The organism is Pseudomonas sp. FBCC-B1667, from assembly GCF_059133255.1.
Genome location: NZ_CP101437.1, coordinates 3779957 through 3796130, shown reverse-complemented (window position 1 = coordinate 3796130; position 16174 = coordinate 3779957). Strand labels below are relative to the sequence as shown.

Here is a 16174-nt window from a genome sequence, read left to right as displayed (position 1 = left end):
GGTTTATTCCAGGCTCAGGGAAAATTTTTTGGGCGCCGGGACTGGATGGCGCATCAACGTACCCACCACCAGCGACCCCGCCAAGGCCAGCACACCGGCGACGCAGAGCAACAGACTGAAACCGCCGACAAAGGCCTGGCGCGCCAATGGTTCGACCAGCGGCCATGCTGTTTCCGGGAGTAGATTCAGTGCCGCTGTCATGTCGCCGGCCACCACCCTCGACGCGATGCCTTGGGTCTGGCTGAGCCATGCCGCGCCTTGTGTCGATAGAGCGCTGCGCAACAACAGCTCGGTATGGCTGGAGAGCAACGCTCCATAGACCCCGATGGCCAACACGATGGCGCTGAAACGCATGGTGGTGCTCATGCCAGAAGCCATGCCGGTGCGCTCGCGGGGCACGCAAGCCATGATGTTTTTTTGCGTGTCGCCATTGAGCAGCCCGGCACCGGCGCCCGATACGCCAATCGCCAGGGCGAAGGGCAGGTAACCGCCGCTGCTGACGGCCCAGGCACTGAGCAAGTTGCCGCAGCCGACCAAGGCTAATCCGCCCGCCATCAGCGCGGCAGGCGAAAATCGGCTGGCGAGTCGCGCGCCGATGCGTGGGAAAACCAGCATGGTCAACGCAAACGGCAACATTCCGAGTCCTGACGCGATGGCCGAAAAGCCAAGGCCGTTTTGCAGGTAGAACGGCAGCAAAGTCATCATCACTTGAGCGCAACCGGCGTAAGCGAACATGCCGAGTAGCGCCCCGATAAAGCGTGGGTGTTTGAACAGTTGCAGGTCGACCATCGGCCGCTGTTGCATTCGCTCGATCACCACGAACAACCCCAACAGCGCCGCGCCGCCGATGAGCCGGGCGTAGGTGATCGGGTTGCTCCAGCCAATGCGGTTGGCCTCGATCAAGCCCCAGATCAGGCACAGCAAACTCGCACTGAACGCCAGGCTGCCCCAGGGATCGAGGCGCGCGGACTGGGCGTCTCGGGATTCCGGCACGGCGCGCCAGACCATGAGCATCAAGAACAATCCCACCAGCAGGTTAAGGTAAAAAATCCAGCGCCAGCCGACGTATTCGGTGATCAGCCCGCCGACGGTCGGCGCGGCGGTCATCGCCACGCCCATGCACGCGCCCCAGAATGCCCAGGCCTTGGCCCGTTCGGCTTCATCGTGAAAGGTGTGGCCGATGGAAGCCAGGGCCGAGGTCAGCAACAGCGCTGCGCCCACGCCTTTGATCGCCCGGGCAATGTCGAGGAACAACGCGTTGGGCGCCGCTCCGCAACCGAGGGAGGCGAGGATGAAGATACCCAGGCCCCAGAGCAGGGTTTTCTGCCGGCCAAAGCGGTCGGCAATGCTTCCTGCCGGCAGCAGCAGGGCAGCGAACGCCAGCATGTAGGCGCTGACCACCCACTCGATGTCGGCAAAATTGGCGCCCAGGTCCCGTGCGATGGTCGGCAGGGTGACCGCGACGATGTTGGTGTCGAGCACGATCAGCGAGCAGACACCTGAGGCTGTGAGTAATGTAAGGCGCGGGCTCACCTTGGGTATGGCGGACATGGCGGCAACTCTTTACGGTGGAGGTCGGTGCAGCTTATCGTCGAGCACCGCTGGCTGTGTTAGGCGCGGATCGTCACTTCATTACCTTTGAGCTAACGCACATGGATATTCGCCATTTTCGCTACTTCCTGGCCGTCGCCCGGCAGCGCAATTTCACCCGCGCCGCCGAACAGCTGGGTATCGCACCGCCGACCCTGAGCCGGCAGATCCAGGACATGGAAAGCGAGCTGGGCACTCGATTGTTCCTGCGCCAGCAGCGAGACGTGAGACTGACCGAAGCGGGGACAGCGTTAGTCAGCGAGGCCGAGGCGACCGTGCGCCAATTCGAGTATGCGCAGCGCAATGCGCAAAGGGCGGGGCGTGGCGATATTGGTCATATCGAACTCGGTTACGTGGCCTCGGCGGTGTTTTCCGGTTTGCTGCAAAAACAGGTGCAAGCCTTCAGCCGCGAATGCCCCGACGTGAGCCTGAATGTGCGGGAGAGTCCCATGGCCACCTTGCCGGCGATGGTGCTCGATGGTCGATTCGACTTGGGCTACGTCCGTTCGCCGATGACGCTGCCCGAAGGACTGGAAGCCATTCGCCTCGACGAAGAAGGCTTTGTCCTGGCGCTGTCGACCGAGTCCTGGCTGTGCCGTCTGCCCGACATCGGCCCGGAGCATCTGCAGAACGAGACGTTCATCCTGCCGGAGCAAATCAGCGGCACGTTGCAAGTGGCCGTTGCCGGGGGATTCTCCCCGACATTAGGCGCGCAACCGGGCGGATTGGTGGCGGTGATTGCCTTGGTGTCGCTGGGACAGGGCGTAGCAGTGGTCCCCGAATCGGTGGTCGGGCATGTGGGGTTGCCCGGTGTGCTCTATCGGCCGATCAGCGGTTATAAAGCAACCTCCTGGTTGTCGTTGATCCATCGGCGATTCGAGAAGTCGGCAGCAGTGATGAGGTTTATCAAGCAGGTCAGGCATCGTTGACTACAGATCTTGAAATGATTTTGATTGTAGGAATTGGCGATTTCGCCTGTACGATTCGAGTCCTTTTGTCTTTCAGGACTTGCATGAACACCCTCTTGGAGCCTCCCGGTCATCCTTCCTCATCGCGCCAATGCGCGTGCTTGAAACATTCGGTCTTTCGACCTTCAAAACACCTAGTCATGGCAACCCCACGGCCTCTGCGCCGCGCTTTGCCGTGCCCGGCATTCTGAATTCACTGAAGAGATCGAGACGTTTTTATGGAATGGTTAGCTGACCCCACCGCCTGGCTGGGCTTGTTGACGTTGATTGTGCTGGAGCTGGTGCTTGGCATCGACAACCTGGTGTTTATCGCCATCCTTGCGGACAAACTGCCGCCCGAGCAGCGCGACCGTGCGCGAATCATCGGTTTGTCGCTGGCGCTGATCATGCGCCTGGGCCTGCTGGCGAGTATTTCGTGGCTGGTTACCTTGACGCAACCGCTGATCGAGGTGTTCGACAAGAGCTTCTCCGGCCGTGATTTGATCATGCTGTTCGGTGGTGTATTCCTGTTGTTCAAGGCCACCATGGAATTGCACGAGCGGCTTGAGGGGCATGTCGGCCAGCGCTCGGCCAACGCCGCGTACGCGATGTTCTGGCCGATCGTGGCGCAGATTGTGGTGCTCGATGCGGTGTTCTCCCTCGACGCGGTGATTACCGCGGTGGGCATGGTCGATGAACTGGCGGTGATGATGATCGCGGTGATCATTTCCATCGGCTTGATGATCGTCGCCAGCAAACCGCTGACCCGTTTCGTCAACGCGCACCCGACAGTGATCATGCTCTGTCTGGGCTTCTTGATGATGATTGGCTTCGCGTTGACGGCCGAAGGGTTGGGTTTCCACATTCCGAAAGGTTATCTGTATGCCGCCATCGGTTTCTCGATCCTGATCGAAGTGTTCAACCAGATCGCCCGCGCTCGCCGCAAAAAGTCTCTGCAGGGGCTGCGGCCCATGCGTGAACGCACGGCCCATGCAGTGTTGCGTTTGCTCGGCGGCCGCAGCATGGCGGTGGAGGAGGTCGGCGAGGAGGTTGCCGACCTGCTGGACAACGGCGAGGCATCGGGCGAAGCACTGTTCGACCGCCGCGAGCGGGTGATGATCAGCGGCGTGCTGCAACTGGCGGAACGGCCGATCCGCACGTTGATGACCGTACGTGCCGACGTTGATTACATCGACCTGGCCGATGACGCGCCTACCATTCGTACGCGGCTGATGCATTCGTCCTATTCGCGCTTGCCGTTGATCCGTGACGGCGCGGTGGACGAGCCGCTGGGCTTCGTGCACAAAAAGGAATTACTGAAAGAATATTTGGCCGGTAACGAACCGGATCTGGAGCAGTTGGCGCGCAAGACCGTCAACTTGCTGGACAGCTACTCGATCCTCAATGCACTGGAACAGATGCGCCAGGCCTCCACGCACATTGCGTTCGTGGTCAATGAATTCGGTGATTTTGTGGGTGTGTTGACGATGACCGACATTCTCGAATCGATTGCCGGCGAACTGCCCGACGCCAGTGAAATCGAAGGCCCGGACGTGGTGGAGGAGCAAGGCGGGTTTTTGGTCAACGGCGCGTTGAACCTGACACGGGTTCGACAGCGGACCGGATTTGTGGCTGAACCTACCGAGGACTATCAGACCCTGGCCGGGTTGGTCGTGAGCCTGCTGGATCGATTGCCGGTGATCGGCGACAGCCTGCAGTGGCAGAGCTGGCAAATGACAGTGGTGGCGGTTGAAGAGCGGCGGGTGACGCGGGTGTTGCTGGTGCGTGTCGGCCGCTAGATTTTTTCCGGGATTCAGGGCCTCTTCGCGAGCAGGCTCGCTCCTGCACGGGTCTTGTGAACACTGAAGAGCCAATGTGGGAGCGAGCCTGCTCGCGATAGCGTCCTGCCAAATGCCATCACTCCCAAGCCCTAACACCCGCTTCGATAATTCAACCGCTCAAAAGCCCTCGGCACCGTACACAACCCACGCAACGTCTGGCGCAACCACGCCAGATCGTGAGTCGGTTTATGCGGCACGTATCGCGGCCTGAGCCTGCCAACGTGGCTGGCGAAATCCTCCTCCAGCGTCTCCCGAGAGCCAATGCCCTTGAGCTTCTTCAGCAATCTCCCGTCCTTGAAGAACAACACGGTCGGCGTACCGGTAACGTTCGGGTGCCGCGGCGATTCACGGGTGCTCAATACATAAATGTTCGCGTGATGACGATAGCGCTGGGCAACTTCGCGAAAGATCGGTTCTGCCCATTCACAGGCCGGGCAATGCTCATTGGTGAAAAGCCAGATCACCGGACGCCAGGTTTTCAGCGCCTTGCGGTAGACCGGAGCCAGCGATGCCAAGTGGTTTGTCGAGCTCATTGAAAATCTCCTTTTCACAACGACCATCGAGGTCTGTCGACGTTAAAGGAGGGAGCGGGGCCGGGTCTACTGTCAGAAATTACAGGTGGAACGCTGCATCAATATCGGTCGTTCAACTTCAATTGTGGTGCAACTACCCGCACGCTGTAGCCAACGGTAGCGCTCCCCCTCACGTGCGTTTGGTAACAGCTCTTCCTGCGTTTTTCCCATCCCGTTGATTCAAATCGTTTTTCAATCTCCCCACCGTTCGCTCTACAACCTGTGGCACACTTTCTGCTGTCTATTCCGTTGTTACATACCTGTGTCCGGTATAGCGGAATAAACATCATCCTGGAGTGCTTGCCATGCATCGCCGACCTTACTTGTTGAAAGCGTGTGTTTTTCTTCTCGCGGCTACTGCTGCTGCCATGGGCGTGGTCCAGGCGGCGGACGGTAAGCTCGATAGCGTGCTGGCCCGCGGGAAATTGATTGTGGGCACGGGCAGTACCAATGCGCCGTGGCACTTCCAGGGAGCGGATGGCAAGTTGCAGGGGTTCGATATCGATATCGGGCGGATGATTGCGAAGGGGCTGTTCAACGATCCGACCAAGGTCGAGTTTGTGGTGCAGTCGTCCGATGCGCGGATTCCCAACTTGCTGACCGACAAGGTCGATATCAGCTGCCAGTTCATCACCGTGACCGCCAGTCGTGCGCAGCAGGTGGCGTTCACTCTGCCGTACTACCGTGAAGGCGTCGGCCTGCTATTGCCGGCCAACAGCAAGTACAAGGAAATCGAAGATCTCAAGGCTGCCAACGACAGTGTGACCGTAGCGGTCTTGCAGAACGTATACGCCGAAGAACTGGTGCATCAGGCACTGCCCAAGGCCAAGGTCGATCAATACGACAGCGTGGACCTGATGTATCAGGCCGTGAACTCCGGCCGTGCCGATGCTGCTGCCACCGATCAGTCGTCGGTGAAATACCTGATGGTGCAGAACCCTGGCCGCTACCGCAGCCCGACTTACGCCTGGAGCCCGCAAACCTACGCCTGTGCCGTTAAACGCGGCGATCAGGACTGGCTGAACTTCGTCAACACCACCCTGCATGAAGCCATGACCGGCGTTGAGTTTCCGACTTACGCGGCATCGTTCAAGCAGTGGTTTGGCGTAGACCTGCCGTCTCCTGCCATCGGTTTCCCTGTCGAATTCAAATGATCCCGTGAGAGTGGGGCGCTGCCATGCGCCCCGCTCAAGGTACTGCTGACCATGAACTATCAGTTGAACTTTGCCGCCGTGTGGCGCGATTTCGACACCTTGCTGGCGGGGCTCGGTTTGGGTCTTGAGCTGGCGCTGGTGTCGATCGCCATAGGTTGCGTGATCGGCCTGATGATGGCGTTTGCTTTGCTGTCGAAGCACCGCGCATTGCGGGTGCTGGCGTCGGTGTATGTGACGGTGATCCGTAATACGCCGATTCTGGTGTTGATTCTGTTGATCTACTTCGCCTTGCCGAGCCTCGGTATCCGACTGGACAAGATCCCGTCGTTCATCATTACGCTGTCGCTGTACGCCGGGGCGTATCTGACCGAAGTGTTCCGAGGCGGTTTGTTGAGCATTCCCAAAGGCCAGCGTGAAGCCGGACTCGCCATCGGTTTGGGCGAATGGCAGGTCAAGGCGTACGTGACCGTCCCGGTGATGCTGCGCAATGTGCTGCCGGCCCTGTCGAACAACTTCATTTCGCTGTTCAAGGACACCTCGCTGGCCGCAGCGATTGCGGTGCCGGAGCTGACCTATTACGCACGCAAGATCAACGTCGAGAGCTACCGGGTGATTGAAACCTGGCTGGTGACCACCGCGCTCTATGTGGCGGCCTGCTACCTCATTGCCATGATGCTGCGGTACCTCGAGCAGCGTCTGGCGATCCGCCGATAGGAGCCCCCCATGTACGAATCCCCCAGTTGGTTGCATGAGTTATGGGTCGCGCGCGAAGTGTTGTGGCAAGGCTTCTTGACCAGTGTGCAGGTATCGGCGCTGGCGATTTTGCTGGGCACGATGGTCGGCATTGTCGCCGGTCTGGTGCTGACCTACGGCAAGTTCTGGATGCGCGCGCCGTTTCGCTTCTACGTTGACCTGATTCGCGGCACGCCAGTGTTTGTATTGGTGCTGGCCTGCTTCTACATGGCGCCGGCACTGGGTTGGCAAATCAGCGCGTTTCAGGCCGGTGCCTTGGGACTGACGTTGTTTTGCGGTTCCCACGTCGCCGAGATCGTGCGCGGCGCGCTGCAAGCATTGCCCATTGGTCAGATGGAAGCGAGCAAGGCGATTGGCCTGACGTTTTACCAATCCCTCGGTTACGTGCTGTTGCCCCAAGCATTGCGACAGATCCTGCCGACCTGGGTCAACTCGTCCACCGAGATCGTCAAGGCCTCGACGCTGTTGTCGGTGATCGGTGTGGCGGAACTGCTGCTCAGTACACAGCAGATCATCGCCCGCACGTTCATGACCCTGGAGTTTTACCTGTTCGCCGGATTTCTGTTTTTCGTCATCAACTACGCCATCGAATTACTCGGCCGGCACATTGAAAAGCGGGTGGCCTTGCCATGACTCAACTCTCCAACACGCAAAACGGTCAGGCCCTGCTGGACATACGCGGCCTGCACAAACAATACGGCAAGCTCGAAGTGCTCAAGGGCGTCGACCTGACCATGCAGCGTGGCAACGTTGTCACACTGATCGGCTCCAGCGGTTCGGGCAAGACCACGTTGCTGCGCTGCGTGAACATGCTCGAAGAATTCCAGGGCGGGCAAATCATGCTCGACGGCGAATCCATCGGTTATGACGAGGTCAACGGCAAGCGCGTACGCCACCCGGAAAAAGTCATCGCCCGGCACCGTGCGATGACGGGCATGGCGTTCCAGCAGTTCAACCTGTTTCCGCACCTCACCGCGTTGCAGAACGTCACCCTGGGTTTGCTCAAGGTGAAAAAACTGCACAAGGATGAAGCGGTTGCCCTGGCAGAAAAATGGCTGGAGCGCGTCGGCTTGTTGGAGCGCCGAGATCACTATCCCGGTCAGTTGTCCGGCGGTCAGCAACAGCGCGTGGCGATTGCCCGGGCGATTGCGATGAACCCGAGCCTGATGCTGTTCGACGAAGTCACCTCGGCCCTCGACCCGGAACTGGTCGGCGAAGTGCTGAACGTGATCAAGGGCCTGGCCGACGAAGGCATGACCATGCTGCTGGTCACCCACGAAATGCGATTCGCGTTCGAAGTGTCGGACAAGATCGTTTTCATGAATCAGGGGCGCATCGAAGAGCAGGGGCCACCCAAGGAGCTGTTCGAGCGACCTCAATCACCGCGGCTGGCTGAATTTCTCAAGAACACGCGGTTCTGACTTTTACAAAAAATACTCATTTTCAATCAGGAGAAACACTCATGAGCATTACTCGTTACGGCACCGGTAGCACCGCCGCTGGCGGTCAACCTCGCCCTTTCGCCCGAGCCGTTGAAGCCGATGGCTGGCTGCACGTTTCCGGGCAGGTGCCGGCGCTGGATGGCGAGATCATTACGGGTGGCATCGTCGAACAGACGCACCAGGCCATGAAGAATCTGATTGCGATTCTGCAAGAGGCCGGTTATGGCCTGGAAGATGTGGTGCGTGCTGGCGTGTGGCTGGAGGATCCACGAGACTTCACGAGTTTCAACAAGGTCTTCTCCGAGTACTTCAAACCTGAACACGCTCCGGCCCGTGCCTGCGTGCAGGCGAACATGATGGTCGACTGCAAAGTCGAGATCGACTGCATCGCGTACAGGAAAAAAGCTTGAGCCGAATCGCGCCCATCGCGGGCAAGCCACGCTCACACAGGGTTTTGTGTGCTGCCATAGATTGCAGGCACACCTTCATCCCCCTGTGGGAGCGAGCTTGCTCGCGATGGCGGCCTAACGGTCGCCACCGCACTCTAGGTAAACTCCCGGCACTTTGAATGGGAACCACAGACATGACCGAAGACACCATCAAGCGCCGGGCACGCGGTCTGGACCGGGCGTTCGATATCCTCGACTTCCTCAAGGAAATCGGCAAACCCCTGCGCCCGAATGAAATCGCCAGCGGCATCGGCAGTCCGAAATCCACGGTCTACGAACTGGTCGCGTCCTTGCTGGAACGGCGCATTCTGGAAGCCGTGGGCAAGGACGGTCACGTCTACCTCGGCCGTCAGCTCTACTTCCTCGGTCAGGCACATTTGCGCCATTTCGACCTGACCCGCGAAGCCGATCAGGCCTTGCAGCAGATCGTCAGCCAGACCCACGAAACCGCCCAGATGTGCCTGCTCAACGGGCGCAAATACACCGTGGCGTTGATGAAGGAGGGGGAGCGGCATTTCCGCATTTCCTCGGACATCGGCGAGAACGCGCCGATTCCCTGGACGGCGTCCGGACGCCTGCTATTGGCCCATTTGAGTGACGAGGAAATTGTCGACCTGATCGACCACGACGATTTCGTCATGCCCAACGGCGAACGCCTGCCGCTGGAACAGTTTCTGGCTGAAATTCGTCAGGCCGGCATCGACGGGTTTTTCTCCTTCGATAGCGTCGCCGACACCTTTACCCATTGCTTCGCCGCCCCGGTCAAAGACCCCGGCGGCGTGGCCATTGCGACCCTGTGCATCGTAGCCCCACGGGCCGATGCCAAGACCCATTACGACGACTATCGCCGAGTGCTGATCGACAACGCCAACACTCTGGCCCGGCGTATCAACGAATAAATGCGGCTGTCTGCGGCCGCGAATGTGAGGAGTTCGACCATGTCTACTGCCAACAATACTGCCGCCGTGGAAAAGGGCTTTGCCCAGACCGGTGCCAATCTGGTCCGCGACGTCAGCCTGCCTGCGCTGGTGCTGCACCGTGAAGCGCTGGAACACAATATTCGCTGGATGCAGGCCTTTGTCAGCGACAGCGGCGCCGCGCTCGCGCCCCACGGCAAAACCAGCATGGCCCCGGCCCTGTTTCGCCGCCAACTGGACGCCGGCGCCTGGGGCATCACCCTGGCCAGCGCCACGCAAACCCGTGCGGCGTACGCCCACGGTGTGCGTCGGGTGCTGATGGCCAATCAGTTGGTCGGTACGCCGAACATGGCGCTGATCGCCGATCTGCTGACAGACCCGACGTTCGATTTCCATTGCATGGTTGATCATCCGGACAACGTCGCCGACCTCGGCGCCTACTTCGCCTCGCGCGGCGTGCGCCTGAACGTGATGATCGAATACGGCGTGGTCGGCGGTCGTTGCGGTTGCCGCACTGAAGATGAAGTCATCGCACTGGCCAAGGCCATCAACGCGCAACCGGCGCTGGCCCTGACCGGTATCGAAGGCTACGAAGGTGTGATCCATGGTGATCATGCGGTCACCGGCATCCGCGCATTTGCCGGGTCGCTGGTGCGTTTGGCCGTGCAGTTGCAGGACAGTGGCGCGTTTGCGATTGCCAAGCCGATCATCACCGCATCGGGATCGGCCTGGTATGACTTGATTGCCGAGGAGTTCGAAGCGCAAAACGCTGGCGGGCGTTTCCTCAGTGTGTTGCGTCCGGGCAGCTACGTGGCTCACGACCATGGCATCTATAAAGAAGCGCAATGCTGCGTGCTCGACCGCCGCAGCGATCTGAATGAAGGCCTGCGCCCGGCGCTGGAAGTCTGGGCGCACGTGCAGTCGATGCCGGAGCCGGGTTTTGCAGTGATCGCCCTGGGCAAGCGCGATGTGGCCTACGACGCCGGTCTGCCGGTGCCGTTGCTGCGTTACAAGGCCGGTGTGGTGCCGGCGAAGGGCGATGACGTCAGTGCCTGCAAGGTGACGGCGGTGATGGATCAGCACGCGTTCATGACCGTGGCGCCGGGGGTTGTTTTACGGGTGGGTGACATCATTTCGTTCGGCACCTCACACCCGTGCCTGACGTTCGACAAGTGGCGCACGGGGTGCCTGGTGGATGAGCAGATGAATGTCATCGAAACCATGGAAACCTGTTTCTAAGGCTTCAGACCGAGGCGCGGCCTTCGCGAGCAGGCCCGCCCAGACAACAAAGAAACACCAGAGACCCCACACCATGCACACCATCAACACCCTCGGCCCCAACACCCCGCGCATTGCCCTGATCGGCGAATGCATGATCGAGCTGCAACAACGCGCCGACGGCAGCCTGCAACAAAGCTTCGGCGGTGACACGCTGAACACCGCCGTCTACTTGTCCCGTGAAATGGGCGCGAACGGCATCGTCGATTACGTTACCGCCTTAGGCGACGACAGCTTCAGCGATGCGATGTGCCAGAACTGGGCCAGCGAAAATATCGGCCTGGGCATGGTCCAGCGTTTACCGGGACGTTTGCCCGGCTTGTATTGCATCCAGACCGACGCCGCCGGCGAGCGCCGCTTCCTGTACTGGCGCAACGAAGCGGCCGTGCGCGAGTGTTTCACCACCCCGGCTGCCGCGCCGATTCTCGCGGCACTGCCGGATTATGACGTGCTGTATTTCAGCGGCATTACCCTGGCGGTGCTCGGTGTGCAAGGTCGGGAAAAATTGCTGGAAACGCTGATCGAAGCCCGCCAGCGGGATGCGCGAATCGTCTTCGACAACAACTACCGGCCACGTTTGTGGGCGTCGGTTGAACAAGCGCGCGGGGCGTATCGCAGTGTGTTGCCGTATGTGGACCTGGCATTGCTCACCGTTGAGGACGAGCAAGCGCTGTTCCATTTTTCCAGTAGTCAGTCGGTGTTCGATGCTTATGAGCAGATCGGCACGCCGGAAGTGGTGCTCAAGCGCGGTGCAGAGGCGTGCCTGATTCGCTGTGATGGCGAGACGTTTGAAGTGCCGGCGCACAAGGTCGCGCGTGTTGTGGATACGACGGCGGCGGGGGATTCCTTCAGTGCAGCGTACTTGGCCTGTCGGCTCAAGGGCGGGAGTGCGGTTGAAGCGGCTGAGGCGGGGCATCGGTTGGCGAGTCGGGTGATTCAGGTGCCGGGAGCGCTGATCCCTGGATAAGAGGTGAATGGCCGTTTGCTGCGCAATCGGATCGCGAGCCGCTCACACACATTGGAATGCATTTCCCTGTGGGAGTGAGCCGGCTCGCGATGAGGCCCTGAAGGCAAACCATCAATCCCGGTAAAACACCTGCACCAGGTGATATCCGAATTTGCTCTTGATCGGCCCATGCACCACTCGCAGCGGTTTCTTGAAAATCACCGCATCAATCACCCCGACCATCTGCCCCGGCCGCACTTCACCCAGGTCACCGCCGCGCTTGCCGGACGGGCAGGTGGAGTACTTTTTGGCCAGCACATCGAAGGCTTCGCCCTTGGCGATGCGTTGTTTGAGCTGCTCGGCTTCTTCCGAGGTTTTCACCAGAATATGGCGGGCTTGAGCTTTCATTTGCATACCTTGCAACGATGGTGGCTATGTCAGTGCCAGCGTGGGGCGGGCGATTATGCCTCAACTCACTCGGGTTGGCCGATCATCGTGCGAATCTTGTTGGCCAGCAGGTCGATGGAAAAGGGCTTGGCCACCATGTCCATGCCTTCTTCGAGGAAGCCCTGGCGTTCGGTGGCTTTTTCCGCATAGCCGGTCATGAACAGCACCTTGAGGTCCGGGCGATATTGACGCGCGATCTCCGCCAATTGCCGTCCGTTCATGCCCGGCAACCCGACATCGGTGACCAGCAAATCAACGCGTAAATCGGACTCCAGCAAGGGCAGGGCAGCCTTCGCATCTTCGGCTTCGTGAGCGTGGTACCCCAGCTCATTCAGCAAATCCAGTACCAGCATGCGCACCGCCGGATCGTCCTCCACCAACACCACGGTTTCACCGGCAATCGCCGGCGGCGCCTCGCCCGTGACAGGCACCAGCACATCTGCCGACTCGATGGCGTACAAGCGTGGCAGGTACAAGCGCACGCTGGTGCCCTGGCCCGGCAGACTGAACAGGCTGACATGCCCGCCGGATTGCTGGGCGAAGCCGTAAATCATCGACAAGCCCAGACCGGTGCCCTGGCCGATGGGTTTGGTGGTGAAGAACGGGTCAAATGCCTTGGCCAACACCGATGGCGTCATGCCGGTGCCAGTGTCGCTGACGGCGATCATCACGTAATCCCCGGCCTTGACCGGTTCCAGTGTGGTGATGTCGCTGCCGTCGAGGTAAACGTTGGCCGTTTCAATCAGCAGCTCGCCGCCATCTGGCATCGCATCGCGAGCGTTGATGACCAGGTTAAGCAGGGCATTTTCCAGTTGGCTGACGTCGGTGCTGATCGGCCAGACATCCTCTGTTAGCTGTAGGTTGAGCTCGATGTGGTCGCCCTTGGTCCGGCTGAGCAGATCTTCCAGCGAGCGCACCAGTTCATTGGCGTTCAGCGGCTTGAGATCCAGTGACTGGCGGCGGGAGAACGCCAGCAGTCGATGGGTCAACGCAGCAGCGCGGTTGGCCGAGGACACCGCGGCTTCGGTAAAGCGGCCGATCTCGTGAGTGCGTCCGTCGGCGATATAATGCTGCATCAAGTCCAGGCTGCCGATGATCCCGGTGAGCATGTTGTTGAAGTCATGGGCGATGCCGCCGGTGAGCTGGCCGACCGCCTCCATCTTCTGTGCATGGCGCAAGGCGTCCTCGGCACGCTCGCGTTCGATCATCTCGTTTTGCAGGCGCTGATTGGCTTCGGCCAGTTGCCGGGTGCGGGCGGCGACGCGTTCTTCCAGGGTTTCATTGAGATTGCGCAGGGCTTCTTCGGTGTGTTTGCTTTCGGTTTCGTCGATCACAAAAATGTAGAAACCGTTCACCGCGCCATCCGCACCGTGGCGCGGAAGGTAATTCATCAGTGCCTGACGAAGACTGCCATCGCGGTGTGGCGTGCTGATGCTGAAACTGCAAGCCTTGCCCTTCAACGCTTCGGCGATGTATTCGGCGCGCAAGGCATAGGCCTCGTCACCCAACACCTCACGAATGGTTTTGCCAAACAGTTCCTGCGGCGTCAGGCCATACCAATCCAGGTACGCGGAATTGTTCAGGCGAAAACGCTCTTCGCTGTCGACGTAGCTGATCAGGACCGGCATCGCGTTGATGATCAATTGCAGCTCGGTTTGGCTCTGGCGCAAGGCCTGTTCGGTGCGTTTGCGCTCGGTCAGGTCCAGCGCGGCGCCGAGAAAACGCATCGGCCGGCCGTGGTGGTCCTTGTAGCAGCGCCCCCGCGCAAACACCCAGCGTAACTGGCCGTCGGGTTGCAGCAGGCGATATTCCTCGGCGTATTCGGTGCCATGGGTGATGCAATGCTTGATGCTGCGCGCAATCATCGCCCGGTCTTCCGGATGCACGCCGTGTAGATAGGCGCTGATCGGTAACTGCCCGGCCATGCCCGGATCGATACCGTGCAACTGGGCGAAATGAGCGTCGGCGAGGAAACGGTCTTCGCCGATGTCCCAGTCCCAAGTACCCACCGCGTCGGTCGCGGCCAGGGCCAATTGCAGGCGCTGCTCGGTGTCTCGTTGAGCCTTGAGGCTGGCGGCCGAGCGCTGTTCCAGCTCGAGGGCGATGCGGCGGCGTTCGTTGGTTTCGATGGCGGTGACCAGAATGCCGGCGACCTCGGCGCTTTCATCGCGGATCGGGCTGTAGGTCAAATCCAGCCAGAAGTCGGAATCATTACCGTCACGCTGCAAGGTAAAGCGCTGTTCGCTGTAGGTGCGCACCTGGCCCTGTAGGACGGCGCTGTAAATAGGGTCGGTAAAGTCCTGGAGTTCCGGCCAGATTTGGTGCGTCGGCTGTCCGAAAGCGTGTGGATGTTTGTTTCCGGCGAGCAGGGCAAAGCCATCGTTGTAGATTTGCGTGAGTTGCGGCCCCCACAGCAACAGCATCGGCATCGGTGAGTGAATCACGATATCGACGGCGGTACGCAGGCTCTGCGGCCAGGTGCCGGCAGGTCCCAAAGGGGTCTGCGTCCAGTCCAGTCGGGCAATCAAGGCCTGGGCATCGCTGCCGGTGGGTGATGCGTTCATCAAGTGGTCCTGCGCTTAAGTCGGTGTGGCGGCGTCAACTATCCTTGCACGGCGGTAGACGCTGAATGACCCGTTTTGGGTCATTATTTTTTCATTGAATGCTTCGCGGGTGCTTTTTGCCATGGAAATCGATGCACTGTTAACACAGTTGTCTAAATGTAATGGCGCTGATCTTTACCTGTCCACGGGAGCGCCGCCCAGTGCGCGATTCGACGGCGTGCTCAAATCCCTGAACGATCAGCCGTTCAAACCGGGTGAAGTGGCGGCGATTGCCGCGAATATCATGGACGCCGAACAGCGTCTGGAGTTCGACCGTGACTTGGAAATGAACCTGGCCCTGTCGCGGCCGGGAATCGGGCGCTTTCGGGTCAACGTGTTCAAGCAACGCAACGATGTGTCCATTGTGATCCGTAACATCAAACTCGACATCCCGCGTTTCGAAGACCTCAAGTTGCCGTCCGTGTTGCTGGACACCGTGATGCTCAAACAAGGCCTGATGCTGTTCGTCGGCGCCACCGACTCGGGCAAGTCGACATCGCTGGCAGCGTTGATCGATTACCGCAATCGCCACAGCCGCGGCCATATCGTCACCATTGAAGACCCGATCGAATATATCCACCGGCACCAGCAGTCGATCATCAACCAGCGCGAAGTCGGGGTCGACACCCGAAGTTTTCATGCCGCGTTGAAAAATACCCTGCGCCAGGCGCCGGATGTGGTGCTGATTGGCGAAATCCGTGATCGCGAGACCATGGAGCACGCATTGGCGTTCGCCGACACCGGTCATCTGGTGATCTCCACGTTGCACGCACACAACGCCCATCAGGCGCTGGACCGCATCATCAATTTCTTCCCCGAAGAACGTCATACGCAACTGCTGCATGACCTGGGCACCAACCTCAAGGCGTTCGTCTCCCAACGCCTGGTTCCGACCCGCGACGGCGAGCGCCGGGCGGTGGTGGAGGTGATGCTGGGTACGCCGACCATAGGCGATTTGATTCGGCGCAATAAATGGTCCGAGTTGAAAGGCATCATGGAGAAGTCCACGGATTCGGGCATGCAGACGTTTGACGGGGCGCTGTATGCGTTAGTCGTGGAAGGGGCGATCAGTGCGGAGGTGGCGTTGAAGCATGCGGATTCGGTGAACAACCTGCGGTTGCGGTTGAAACTGCACGCGGATGCGTCCGCGCCGCCCCCAGGCGAGTGGGGCCTCATGGACTGACGAAAATCAAAATGTGGGAGCGGGCTTGCTCGCGAAAGCAGTGTGTCAGTCA

General features: G+C 59.9%; 15 protein-coding genes. 11 read left to right on the top strand and 4 right to left on the bottom strand.

The window, feature by feature from the left end; translation table 11 throughout:
- Positions 1 to 3: 3 nt before the first annotated feature.
- The gene (locus NL116_RS17430) at positions 4 to 1542 is read right to left on the bottom strand and encodes an MFS transporter (RefSeq protein ID WP_494378082.1); all 1539 of its coding nucleotides are present in this window, start codon (positions 1540 to 1542) and stop codon (positions 4 to 6) included.
- Between the two features lie 110 nt (positions 1543 to 1652).
- On the opposite strand from NL116_RS17430, the gene NL116_RS17425 reads away from it, so the two are divergent.
- Both NL116_RS17425 and NL116_RS17420 read left to right on the top strand, forming a co-directional pair.
- Positions 1653 to 2519 (top strand): LysR family transcriptional regulator, encoded by an 867-nt coding sequence (locus tag NL116_RS17425; protein ID WP_494373267.1) that lies wholly within the window; start codon positions 1653 to 1655, stop codon positions 2517 to 2519.
- 257 nt (positions 2520 to 2776) lie between these two features.
- Positions 2777 to 4336, top strand: a complete 1560-nt coding sequence (locus tag NL116_RS17420) for a TerC family protein (RefSeq protein ID WP_494373266.1) — start codon at positions 2777 to 2779, stop codon at positions 4334 to 4336.
- Between the two features lie 131 nt (positions 4337 to 4467).
- Here the strand turns inward: NL116_RS17420 and NL116_RS17415 are convergent, their stop codons facing one another.
- Positions 4468 to 4911 (bottom strand): thioredoxin family protein, encoded by a 444-nt coding sequence (locus tag NL116_RS17415; RefSeq protein ID WP_494373265.1) that lies wholly within the window; start codon positions 4909 to 4911, stop codon positions 4468 to 4470.
- 344 nt (positions 4912 to 5255) lie between these two features.
- Here NL116_RS17415 and NL116_RS17410 point away from each other — a divergent pair, with 344 nt between their 5' ends.
- The 8 genes from NL116_RS17410 to NL116_RS17375 all read left to right on the top strand — a co-directional run bounded on the left by NL116_RS17410 (position 5256) and on the right by NL116_RS17375 (position 11910).
- The gene (locus NL116_RS17410) at positions 5256 to 6104 is read left to right on the top strand and encodes a transporter substrate-binding protein (RefSeq protein WP_494373264.1); all 849 of its coding nucleotides are present in this window, start codon (positions 5256 to 5258) and stop codon (positions 6102 to 6104) included.
- Between the two features lie 51 nt (positions 6105 to 6155).
- On the top strand, positions 6156 to 6818 hold the full coding sequence (locus NL116_RS17405) for an amino acid ABC transporter permease (RefSeq protein WP_008015908.1): 663 nt from the start codon (positions 6156 to 6158) through the stop codon (positions 6816 to 6818).
- Positions 6819 to 6827: 9 nt separating this feature from the next.
- On the top strand, positions 6828 to 7490 hold the full coding sequence (locus tag NL116_RS17400; RefSeq protein ID WP_494373263.1) for an amino acid ABC transporter permease: 663 nt from the start codon (positions 6828 to 6830) through the stop codon (positions 7488 to 7490).
- On the top strand, positions 7487 to 8278 hold the full coding sequence (locus tag NL116_RS17395; RefSeq protein WP_494373262.1) for an amino acid ABC transporter ATP-binding protein: 792 nt from the start codon (positions 7487 to 7489) through the stop codon (positions 8276 to 8278). The genes NL116_RS17400 and NL116_RS17395 overlap by 4 nt, the downstream gene beginning before the upstream one ends.
- 41 nt (positions 8279 to 8319) lie before the next feature.
- On the top strand, positions 8320 to 8709 hold the full coding sequence (locus NL116_RS17390; RefSeq protein WP_494373261.1) for a RidA family protein: 390 nt from the start codon (positions 8320 to 8322) through the stop codon (positions 8707 to 8709).
- Positions 8710 to 8882: 173 nt separating this feature from the next.
- Positions 8883 to 9647 carry an IclR family transcriptional regulator gene (locus NL116_RS17385; RefSeq protein WP_494373260.1) on the top strand — a complete coding sequence of 255 codons (765 nt, stop codon included), beginning with the start codon at positions 8883 to 8885 and terminating at the stop codon, positions 9645 to 9647.
- 39 nt (positions 9648 to 9686) lie between these two features.
- Positions 9687 to 10904 (top strand): amino acid deaminase, encoded by a 1218-nt coding sequence (locus NL116_RS17380; RefSeq protein WP_494373259.1) that lies wholly within the window; start codon positions 9687 to 9689, stop codon positions 10902 to 10904.
- Between the two features lie 73 nt (positions 10905 to 10977).
- Positions 10978 to 11910: a sugar kinase gene (locus NL116_RS17375; RefSeq protein ID WP_494373258.1), complete on the top strand. Its 933-nt coding sequence runs from the start codon at positions 10978 to 10980 to the stop codon at positions 11908 to 11910.
- Between the two features lie 111 nt (positions 11911 to 12021).
- On the opposite strand, the gene NL116_RS17370 is transcribed toward NL116_RS17375, so the two are convergent.
- Together NL116_RS17370 and NL116_RS17365 are read right to left on the bottom strand one after the other, a co-directional pair.
- Positions 12022 to 12297, bottom strand: a complete 276-nt coding sequence (locus NL116_RS17370; protein ID WP_007898282.1) for a peptidylprolyl isomerase — start codon at positions 12295 to 12297, stop codon at positions 12022 to 12024.
- A 65-nt stretch (positions 12298 to 12362) separates the two neighbouring features.
- Positions 12363 to 14900, bottom strand: coding sequence for a PAS domain-containing protein (locus tag NL116_RS17365; protein ID WP_494373257.1), 2538 nt, complete (start codon positions 14898 to 14900; stop codon positions 12363 to 12365).
- A gap of 121 nt (positions 14901 to 15021) precedes the next feature.
- On the opposite strand from NL116_RS17365, the gene NL116_RS17360 reads away from it, so the two are divergent.
- Positions 15022 to 16122, top strand: coding sequence for a PilT/PilU family type 4a pilus ATPase (locus NL116_RS17360; RefSeq protein ID WP_494373256.1), 1101 nt, complete (start codon positions 15022 to 15024; stop codon positions 16120 to 16122).
- Positions 16123 to 16174: the final 52 nt, after the last annotated feature.

What these genes read in the sequence shown, in the direction of transcription:
- NL116_RS17425 (WP_494373267.1), top strand. Translation starts at nt 1,653, where the DNA reads ATGGATATTCGCCATTTTCGCTACTTCCTGGCCGTCGCCCGGCAGCGC.
- NL116_RS17420 (WP_494373266.1), top strand. Translation starts at nt 2,777, where the DNA reads ATGGAATGGTTAGCTGACCCCACCGCCTGGCTGGGCTTGTTGACGTTG.
- NL116_RS17415 (WP_494373265.1), bottom strand. Translation starts at nt 4,911, where the DNA reads ATGAGCTCGACAAACCACTTGGCATCGCTGGCTCCGGTCTACCGCAAG.
- NL116_RS17410 (WP_494373264.1), top strand. Translation starts at nt 5,256, where the DNA reads ATGCATCGCCGACCTTACTTGTTGAAAGCGTGTGTTTTTCTTCTCGCG.
- NL116_RS17405 (WP_008015908.1), top strand. Translation starts at nt 6,156, where the DNA reads ATGAACTATCAGTTGAACTTTGCCGCCGTGTGGCGCGATTTCGACACC.
- NL116_RS17400 (WP_494373263.1), top strand. Translation starts at nt 6,828, where the DNA reads ATGTACGAATCCCCCAGTTGGTTGCATGAGTTATGGGTCGCGCGCGAA.
- NL116_RS17395 (WP_494373262.1), top strand. Translation starts at nt 7,487, where the DNA reads ATGACTCAACTCTCCAACACGCAAAACGGTCAGGCCCTGCTGGACATA.
- NL116_RS17390 (WP_494373261.1), top strand. Translation starts at nt 8,320, where the DNA reads ATGAGCATTACTCGTTACGGCACCGGTAGCACCGCCGCTGGCGGTCAA.
- NL116_RS17385 (WP_494373260.1), top strand. Translation starts at nt 8,883, where the DNA reads ATGACCGAAGACACCATCAAGCGCCGGGCACGCGGTCTGGACCGGGCG.
- NL116_RS17380 (WP_494373259.1), top strand. Translation starts at nt 9,687, where the DNA reads ATGTCTACTGCCAACAATACTGCCGCCGTGGAAAAGGGCTTTGCCCAG.
- NL116_RS17375 (WP_494373258.1), top strand. Translation starts at nt 10,978, where the DNA reads ATGCACACCATCAACACCCTCGGCCCCAACACCCCGCGCATTGCCCTG.
- NL116_RS17370 (WP_007898282.1), bottom strand. Translation starts at nt 12,297, where the DNA reads ATGAAAGCTCAAGCCCGCCATATTCTGGTGAAAACCTCGGAAGAAGCC.
- NL116_RS17365 (WP_494373257.1), bottom strand. Translation starts at nt 14,900, where the DNA reads ATGAACGCATCACCCACCGGCAGCGATGCCCAGGCCTTGATTGCCCGA.
- NL116_RS17360 (WP_494373256.1), top strand. Translation starts at nt 15,022, where the DNA reads ATGGAAATCGATGCACTGTTAACACAGTTGTCTAAATGTAATGGCGCT.